The sequence below is a fragment of the Crystallibacter permensis genome (assembly GCF_025960875.1).
GTDB classification, from domain to species: Bacteria; Actinomycetota; Actinomycetes; order Actinomycetales; family Micrococcaceae; genus Crystallibacter; species Crystallibacter permensis.
In genome coordinates this window covers 1-1585 of sequence record NZ_JAODLR010000059.1, presented here as the reverse complement: position 1 = coordinate 1585, position 1585 = coordinate 1, and the positions used below count along the sequence as shown (strand labels likewise).

Genomic DNA, 1585 nt, shown 5'->3' with positions numbered 1-1585 from the left:
TGGAGACCCCCCAGCGCGCCGCCCAAGGCCCCGGAAAGGGCACGAAAGCGAACCCCACGGCCCAAAATTGCCCCTTGTTCAGCGCCCTCCTAGGCTGGATGAGGTTGTCCCAGCGTATGCCAGCACGCTCTTTCCAAGGGCACGGGACGACGCGGGTCCCGCCGGTCGGTCGGCGCCTCTTCCGGCCGGGCCCCTCGTATTTGAAGGGAACACATGCCTGGTGCCCGTAGCTACCACTCCGGCAGTTTCTGCTTCCAAAGGTGCCCGTCCGGCAGACCCACTCTCGGGTCGGCGGCGAGTTTGCGGTACGACGGCGGGAGCATCACAGGGATATTGTCCGCCGGCGTGCCGAGCAGGTACCGGCAATCCTCGTAGTCCTGGCCCGTCTCGATCCCGACCCTTGCCTGATCCATCCCGGCGTTGCCTTTCCCAAGAGGTGCGTTCGGGTCGGTAAGCCAGTTCATGCGCCCAATCCATGCCGGGGCCGCCACATGGCCCCTCGGGAGGACGAAGGTCCTGGGCACGGCAGTCGGCGCATAGGGATCGAGCATGACGAGTGCGTACCACTCGTGCCGGGATGGCGCCGGCTGCTGCGGCTTCACACCGAGATGCCACCTCACCCTGGTCAGCGGCCGCCGCAACGCAACTGTCCTGCGCAAGGAGAACGTTACGTATTCCTCAAGCTGCATCCACTTTTTCTTCCGGGGTGCATCTATGAGCCTTGGACGGCCCGGACGGGTAGTTCCATAATGTTCTCCGTTCCCCGCCTCTATGCCTGCCCAATGGCGGCTCGAACTGTCACACCAGGCTGACACAGAGGGCAGCAGACGCTGGCATGGGACAACAACGAGATGATGGGCACCGCCGGAGTATGGACCAACGCGATCGATTCCATCCGGACCGTGCGGGATCTGCTGAACGTCCTGGAATCCTTCGAGACGGTCACTGCCCGCAAGGGCGAGCTGTCCTATTACACCCGCCATCAGGACAACAACCAGTTCTCCGCCCTGGTCGCGGACGAGGACGCGGACCGGATGAAGTCCATCGGTGCCGACGAGTTCAACCGCATCCACACGATGCCGGGAAGCTTAACTGCCCGCCGGCCCGGGCTCCCTTCCGGTTGCCGCGGGAAGGGGAGCTGTCGTTGCTCATCCATCATGACGCAGACGGCACGTGGTTCTAGGGGCTACGTCATGTTGGATGAGAAATTATGGCAAGGTCCTCTCATTCAACATGACGCAAACCGCCGCAGTGCGCCTTTGTGTCCCGGTCAAAGGCCGTGGGCCCGGCTTTCTTGCGAAGCGCCCTCGGTCGGCGTGCCGGGGCGGGCCCCGGGTTCTTTTTCGACCAATCTGCGTCATATCGGATGAGACAAAGTCGCGGGCTACGTCACGTTCGGTGAGCCTGCGTCAAGATAAATGAGCACTGACAGGAGCGGTGCCATACTGATTTCAACGCTTTTGCGAGGCGCTCTTTTTGCTGCGCCCTTTTACTGGCACCTCTGCGTATCAGGTTCGGGCGTATTCATCGGCTGGCGCCTGTGCAGGTTCGACTCATCCGCTGGTGCTAGTGACCATCTGGGAGA

At 62.5% G+C, this 1585-nt stretch carries 2 protein-coding genes; one reads left to right on the top strand and one right to left on the bottom strand.

Annotated elements, in window-relative coordinates; genetic code table 11:
- Nucleotides 1-230: 230 nt before the first annotated feature.
- Nucleotides 231-464: a hypothetical protein gene (locus B0G38_RS23140; protein WP_264671648.1), complete on the bottom strand. Its 234-nt coding sequence runs from the start codon at nucleotides 462-464 to the stop codon at nucleotides 231-233.
- Between the two features lie 387 nt (nucleotides 465-851).
- Here B0G38_RS23140 and B0G38_RS23135 point away from each other — a divergent pair, with 387 nt between their 5' ends.
- The gene (locus B0G38_RS23135; RefSeq protein WP_264671647.1) at nucleotides 852-1370 is read left to right on the top strand and encodes a hypothetical protein; all 519 of its coding nucleotides are present in this window, start codon (nucleotides 852-854) and stop codon (nucleotides 1368-1370) included.
- The last annotated feature ends 215 nt before the right edge of the window (nucleotides 1371-1585 follow it).

What these genes read in the sequence shown, in the direction of transcription:
- B0G38_RS23140 (WP_264671648.1), bottom strand. Translation starts at nt 464, where the DNA reads ATGAACTGGCTTACCGACCCGAACGCACCTCTTGGGAAAGGCAACGCC.
- B0G38_RS23135 (WP_264671647.1), top strand. Translation starts at nt 852, where the DNA reads ATGATGGGCACCGCCGGAGTATGGACCAACGCGATCGATTCCATCCGG.